At 51.9% G+C, this 6,121-nt stretch carries 6 protein-coding genes; 4 read left to right on the plus strand and 2 right to left on the minus strand.

Annotated features, from left to right (window positions below; genetic code table 11):
- Nucleotides 1–5 precede the first annotated feature (5 nt).
- From nfi to ACM615_RS19215, 4 genes are all read left to right on the plus strand, one after another.
- Nucleotides 6–686 (plus strand): deoxyribonuclease V, encoded by a 681-nt coding sequence (gene nfi / locus ACM615_RS19200; RefSeq protein WP_431012356.1) that lies wholly within the window; start codon nucleotides 6–8, stop codon nucleotides 684–686.
- Nucleotides 687–756: 70 nt separating this feature from the next.
- The gene (locus ACM615_RS19205) at nucleotides 757–1,347 is read left to right on the plus strand and encodes a YjaG family protein (protein ID WP_431012357.1); all 591 of its coding nucleotides are present in this window, start codon (nucleotides 757–759) and stop codon (nucleotides 1,345–1,347) included.
- Between the two features lie 190 nt (nucleotides 1,348–1,537).
- Nucleotides 1,538–1,810 carry a nucleoid-associated protein HU-alpha gene (hupA, locus tag ACM615_RS19210; protein ID WP_013577396.1) on the plus strand — a complete coding sequence of 91 codons (273 nt, stop codon included), beginning with the start codon at nucleotides 1,538–1,540 and terminating at the stop codon, nucleotides 1,808–1,810.
- Between the two features lie 51 nt (nucleotides 1,811–1,861).
- Nucleotides 1,862–2,515 (plus strand): DUF1481 domain-containing protein, encoded by a 654-nt coding sequence (locus ACM615_RS19215; RefSeq protein WP_181955600.1) that lies wholly within the window; start codon nucleotides 1,862–1,864, stop codon nucleotides 2,513–2,515.
- Nucleotides 2,516–2,580: 65 nt separating this feature from the next.
- Here ACM615_RS19215 and purD read toward each other — a convergent pair whose 3' ends face one another.
- Together purD and purH are read right to left on the minus strand one after the other, a co-directional pair.
- Nucleotides 2,581–3,870: a phosphoribosylamine--glycine ligase gene (purD, locus tag ACM615_RS19220; protein ID WP_112288557.1), complete on the minus strand. Its 1,290-nt coding sequence runs from the start codon at nucleotides 3,868–3,870 to the stop codon at nucleotides 2,581–2,583.
- Between the two features lie 45 nt (nucleotides 3,871–3,915).
- Nucleotides 3,916–5,505: a bifunctional phosphoribosylaminoimidazolecarboxamide formyltransferase/IMP cyclohydrolase gene (gene purH / locus ACM615_RS19225; RefSeq protein WP_431012358.1), complete on the minus strand. Its 1,590-nt coding sequence runs from the start codon at nucleotides 5,503–5,505 to the stop codon at nucleotides 3,916–3,918.
- Nucleotides 5,506–6,121: the final 616 nt, after the last annotated feature.

Consider the following 6,121-nt stretch of genomic DNA (forward strand, 5'->3'; position numbering starts at 1 on the left):
GCGTTATGATCGACACGCGCGCGTTACGTGAAGAGCAACGGATCCTTGCAGATCAGATTGAACTGCAGGATCCGCCTGAATTCACCACACCGTCGTTGATCGCCGGTGTGGATGTCGGGTTTGAGCAGGGCGGTGAAGTCACCCGCGCGGCGGTCGCTGTTCTGAGTTATCCAACTTTGGAGCTGGTCGAATATCAGATAGCCCGCATTCCGACCGTCATGCCCTACATTCCTGGTTTCCTTTCTTTCCGTGAGCTTCCCGCACTTTTACAAGCCTGGCAGCAAATCTCATCGCACCCTGATCTGGTTCTGGTTGACGGGCAGGGGATCGCGCATCCGCGGCGCCTCGGTGTCGCCAGTCATTTTGGCCTGATGATTGACGTGCCGACCATTGGTGTGGCGAAAAGCCGTTTATGCGGGCAGTTCCTGCCGTTAGGTGAAGCGCTACACAGCAGACAGGGGCTGTATGAAGGCGATGAACAGATTGGCTGGGTGTGGCGAAGCAAGCTACGCTGTAATCCATTGTTCATCTCGCCTGGTAATCGGATCAGCATGGACTCCTCTCTTTATTGGGTGGAACAATGCATGCGGCATTATCGGCTGCCGGAACCGACCCGTTGGGCTGATGCCGTGGCATCAAACCGGGCGTCGTTTCAACGCTGGCAACGCTTGAGTGATGATCTTTAGGAATCAAGGAATAGGGATATTGATTTATTTCAGGTAAACTCCCGCGCAGAAAAGTTAACGAGATCAACTCATGTTACGTAATCCAATTCATTTACGTCTCGAAAAGCTGGAAAGCTGGCAACACGTGACGTTTATGGCGAGCTTGTGCGAACGCATGTACCCGAACTATCAGACATTTTGCCTGGAAACCGGGTTTGGCGAAGCACAGCTTTACCGTCGTATCCTGGACTTAATCTGGGAAACGTTGGTGGTAAAAGACGCCAAGGTCAATTTTGACTCACAGCTCGAAAAACTGGAGGAAGCGGTGCCTTCTTCCGATGATTACGATCTCTACGGGGTTTATCCGGCGATTGATGCGTGTATTGCATTAGGCGAACTGATTCATTCGCGTCTGAGCGGCGAAACGCTGTCTCATGCGATTGCGGTGAGTGAGACGTCAATTCGTACTGTCGCGATGCTGGAAATGACTCAGGCAGGTAAAGAAATGACCGATGAAGAACTCAAGGTCATCCCTGCCGTTGAAGAAGAATGGGACATCCAATGGGAGATTTTTCGCCTGTTGGCTGACTGTGAAGAGCGTGACCTGGAATTAATAAAAGGGTTACGTTCTGACCTGCGTGAAGCCGCTGTCAGTAACATCGGCATAAATTTAGCGCAATAAGGCAATAAAACGTGATTTAACGCCTGATTTGTCGTGCCTTAAGGCTTCACATCCGCACCCTGTCTGGTCTACATTTGGGGTGCGTAAAAAAAGTGGCTATCGGTGCGTGTATGCAGGAGGGTGCTGTCAATCGGCATATCCGTCGCACTCGATGCTTTGCAAACGATAAACACACTGTAAAGGATAACTTATGAACAAGACTCAACTGATTGATGTAATTGCGGACAAAGCTGATCTTTCCAAAGCACAGGCCAAAGTTGCTCTTGAATCTACTCTGTCTGCTATTACCGAGTCTCTGAAAGAAGGTGATGCTGTACAATTGGTTGGTTTCGGGACTTTCAAGGTAAATCATCGTAACGAGCGTACTGGTCGTAACCCACAGACTGGTAAAGAAATCAAAATCGCAGCTGCAAACGTGCCTGCGTTCGTTTCTGGTAAAGCTCTGAAAGACGCTGTTAAGTAATTGCTTGCAGTGAAAAGAATAAGCGGAGGGGTTTTTAGGCCCCTTCAGTTTATCACCCCCAGGCTGGTAGCAGGTTTACTGGTGCTCGGTCTGGTGGGTTGTAGTTCTGATAAAGGTCCTGAGTTATTCTTTGCCAGCGGTTATGTTGCTGATCAGGGAATCAACCGGCTCTGGCGTGAAGATACCGCCCAGCACGAGCCTCAAACCATTCTCAACGTCTATAGCCCCTATTTCGGCGGCGATACGATCATCACCCGATACGAATTCCAGCAGGGGCAATTGCACCTGATTAAAGAAACCCATGCCACCAAAACTGATTTGGGCGTCATGCTGCGTTTCGACGAGGGTGGCAATGTCAGCTTTATGCAGCGACAGCTCCCGGAGCGTCGGGAAAAATTATCGTCAGACGAAATCGAACGCTATAAATATGAAGCGTCAAAAATCCTCGACCTGAGCAATGCGCTGCAGGCAGGCAATGTCCGCCTGGTTCAGGCTCGCTGGCGCAAAGGCATCATAACGACCTGCGCAGGTGAACAAGTGACGCCGGCGCTCACTGTCCGTTCACAGGTCTGGCTGGCGAAACGAGCCAGTCGCAGTAACGATAATCTGGGGCTAGCCTGGCTGACGGCACCGCAGGGCAACGAGCTGTTGCTGGTCGCCAATGAAGATTTCTGTAAATGGGAACCGAAAGAGTCTGACCTCTGATCCCGTTTTGATAAAAGAAAAGGCACGCCGAAGCGTGCCTTTGTTGATCGTCGGGACGGAAAAAATTAATGATTACGTTCGCGGTCGATAGCGCGATAACCGATGTCTTTGCGGCAGAAGCTGCCTTCCCAGTGAATATCTTTTGCTAAATCATAAGCGCGTGCCTGAGCCGCTTCCACGGTTTTGCCCAACGCCGTCACACACAATACGCGGCCGCCATTCGTTACCACACGTTCATCCTGCAAGCGGGTTCCGGCCTGGAAGACTTTGCCATCTGGCACCTCTTCCAGCGGCAGGCCGTGGATAACGTCTCCGGTTTTGTAATCGGCAGGATAGCCACCTGCGGCGAGCACGACACCCAGCGACGGGCGCGGATCCCACTCGGACGTTTTATCGCCAAGACGACCTTCAGCACCGGCGAGGCAAAGATCCACAAGATCTGAGCGCAGACGCAACATGATCGGCTGAGTTTCCGGATCGCCGAAACGGCAGTTGAACTCGATCACTTTCGGCTGGCCGTCAGCTGAGATCATCAGACCTGCATACAGGAAACCGGTATAAGTGTTGTTTTCTGCCGCCATGCCACGAACGGTCGGCCAGATAACCTGATCCATGACGCGCTGATGAATTTCATCGGTCACTACCGGCGCCGGAGAATAAGCGCCCATGCCGCCGGTATTCGGGCCGCTGTCGCCGTCACCCACGCGTTTGTGATCCTGACTGGTCGCCATCGGCAACACATTGGTGCCGTCGACCATAACGATGAAACTGGCTTCTTCGCCGTCGAGGAATTCTTCAATAACAATGCGATGGCCTGCATCGCCGAAAGCATTGCCCGCCAGCATGTCGTGAACGGCGTCTTCCGCTTCTTTCAACGTCATCGCAACAATGACGCCTTTACCTGCTGCCAGACCGTCAGCTTTGATAACAATCGGCGCGCCTTTGCTGCGCAGATAAGCCAGCGCAGGTTCGATTTCAGTGAAGTTCTGATAATCAGCGCTTGGAATGTTATGGCGAGCCAGGAAATCCTTAGTGAAAGCTTTAGAACCTTCCAGCTGCGCGGCTTCCTGCGTCGGGCCAAAGATTTTCAGACCGGCTGCGCGGAAAGCATCCACCACACCAATCACCAGTGGCGCTTCAGGGCCAACAATGGTCAGGCCGATGTCATGACTTTTAGCGAAAGCCAGCAAACCGGCGATGTCAGTGGCGGCGATGTCCACGTTTTCCAGCAACGGCTCCAGCGCGGTACCGGCATTGCCAGGCGCAACAAAGACTTTATCAGCCAGAGGTGACTGCGATGCCTTCCATGCCAGTGCATGTTCACGCCCGCCGTTACCGATAATTAAAATATTCATTCGAAGACTCCGGTGAGCGGGCGCATCGCACCCGCTAAAAGAAAATTAATGACGGAAGTGGCGCATATCGGTGAACAGCATCGCAATGCCGTGTTCGTTTGCCGCGGCGATCACTTCATCGTCACGGATAGAACCGCCAGGCTGGATAACGCAGGTGATGCCTACTGCTGCTGCTGCATCGATGCCGTCGCGGAACGGGAAGAAAGCATCAGAAGCCATGACAGAACCGGCGACTTCCAGACCTTCGTCGGCGGCTTTAATTCCGGCAATTTTAGCGGAGTAAACGCGGCTCATCTGGCCAGCGCCGATACCGATGGTCATTTTGTCACGTGCATACACAATGGCGTTGGATTTCACGAATTTTGCGACTTTCCAGCAGAACAGCGCATCTGTCAGTTCCTGCTCCGTCGGCTGGCGCTCTGAAACCACGCGCAGATCAGCTGTATCAACCATACCCAAATCGCGATCCTGAACCAGCAGGCCGCCGTTAACACGTTTGAAGTCCAGTGCTTTCTGACGATCTTCCCATTGCCCGCAGGTCAGTACGCGAACGTTTTGTTTGGCTGCGGTCAGGGTCAGAGCTTCGGCACTGACAGATGGCGCAATGATCACTTCTACAAACTGACGGCTGATGATGGCTTTTGCTGTTTCGGCATCCAGTTCACGGTTGAAGGCAATAATGCCGCCGAAAGCGGATGTCGGATCAGTCTGATAGGCGCGCTCGTAAGCTGCAAGAATGCTGTCACCGATGGCCACGCCGCAAGGATTGGCATGTTTAACGATGACGCAGGCCGGTTCAGCAAATTCTTTCACACATTCCAGTGCGGCATCGGTATCCGCAATGTTGTTATAAGAAAGCGCTTTGCCCTGAAGCTGGGTAGAAGTGGCAACCGAAGCTTCGCTGACGTTCTCTTCTATATAGAAAGCCGCGTTCTGATGGCTGTTTTCGCCATAACGCATATCTTGTTTCTTTATATAGCTAAGATTCAGTGTGCGCGGGAACTGTCCGGAAGCGGATTCGGTATCGCCGTGATAAGCCGGCACCATGGTACCGAAGTAGTTGGCAATCATGCCGTCATAAGAGGCCGTGTGCTCGAAAGCTTTGATCGCCAGATTGAAACGGGTCGCCAGCGTCAGTGAGCTGCTGTTGGAATCCATCTCTTCTATAATAGATGCATAGTCGCTGCTCTTAACCACGATGGCGACGTCTTTGTGGTTCTTCGCCGCTGAGCGAACCATTGTCGGGCCACCGATATCAATGTTTTCTACTGCATCTTCCAGTGAACAGTCCGGGCGCGCGACGGTTTGTGCGAACGGATAAAGGTTAACGACCACCATGTCGATTGGCGCAATGGAATGCTGCGCCATAATTTCATCATCTTTCCCGCGACGACCGAGAATGCCGCCGTGAACTTTGGGGTGCAGAGTTTTGACGCGTCCATCCATCATTTCCGGAAAACCGGTGTAGTCAGACACTTCAGTGACTGGCAGGCCGGCTTTAGCCAACAGACTGGCAGTTCCGCCAGTGGAAAGTAATTCAACGCCACGCGAAGACAGGGCCTGGGCGAATTCTACGATACCGGCTTTGTCAGAAACACTGAGCAGGGCGCGGCGGATTGGACGAGATTGTTGCATGGTGGTTGTATCCTTGGCTTTGGAGTCGCAGTAAAGATCGTTATCGGAGTTCAGTGACGCTTTTCTTCTCTCCTTCTCTTTATATAGAGAAAATTATTGAGAGCAATTTGCAGAAAACGCGGGACTGAGCTCGGATAACTCCCCTCCGGCAACCGGTATTTCATTTATTACCCATAAAGGGCTGCGAAAACTGACGCGCGAAATTGTAGCGAAAACGATTGCGCGACGCTCGCAAAATTTGAGATTCCTGTGCCCCTGTGGATAAATCTGTGTAAAACACGGTATAAGCAGCGTGTTTGCTGTGTAATGCAGCAAACAGTGATTTTTCTTAAAATTAGCCCTTGCGGCCTGCTGAGAACTCCCTATAATGCCGCTCCATCGACAGGGAACAACGTGAACAACATCACGAAGTAACCGGGTCGGAAAGATTAAAAACAGCGGCAACCGGATGAAATAAACGGTTGACACTGAATGAGGAAAGCGTAATATACGCCACCTCGAGTTAGCAAGCGAAAGCGCGTAACTCACTGCTCTTTAACAATTTATCAGACAATCTGTGTGGGCACTCACAAGACGATATCAGCCACTTCGGTGGCAAAAATATCAAGTCTTAAAG

Source organism: Rahnella sp. PAMC25617 (assembly GCF_050606005.1).
Taxonomy (GTDB): Bacteria; Pseudomonadota; Gammaproteobacteria; order Enterobacterales; family Enterobacteriaceae; genus Rahnella; species Rahnella variigena.

Bases quoted from the DNA above. Each gene is read 5' to 3' on its own strand.
- purD (WP_112288557.1), bottom strand. From the start codon at position 3,870: ATGAATATTTTAATTATCGGTAACGGCGGGCGTGAACATGCACTGGCA.
- ACM615_RS19205 (WP_431012357.1), top strand. From the start codon at position 757: ATGTTACGTAATCCAATTCATTTACGTCTCGAAAAGCTGGAAAGCTGG.
- purH (WP_431012358.1), bottom strand. From the start codon at position 5,505: ATGCAACAATCTCGTCCAATCCGCCGCGCCCTGCTCAGTGTTTCTGAC.
- nfi (WP_431012356.1), top strand. From the start codon at position 6: ATGATCGACACGCGCGCGTTACGTGAAGAGCAACGGATCCTTGCAGAT.
- hupA (WP_013577396.1), top strand. From the start codon at position 1,538: ATGAACAAGACTCAACTGATTGATGTAATTGCGGACAAAGCTGATCTT.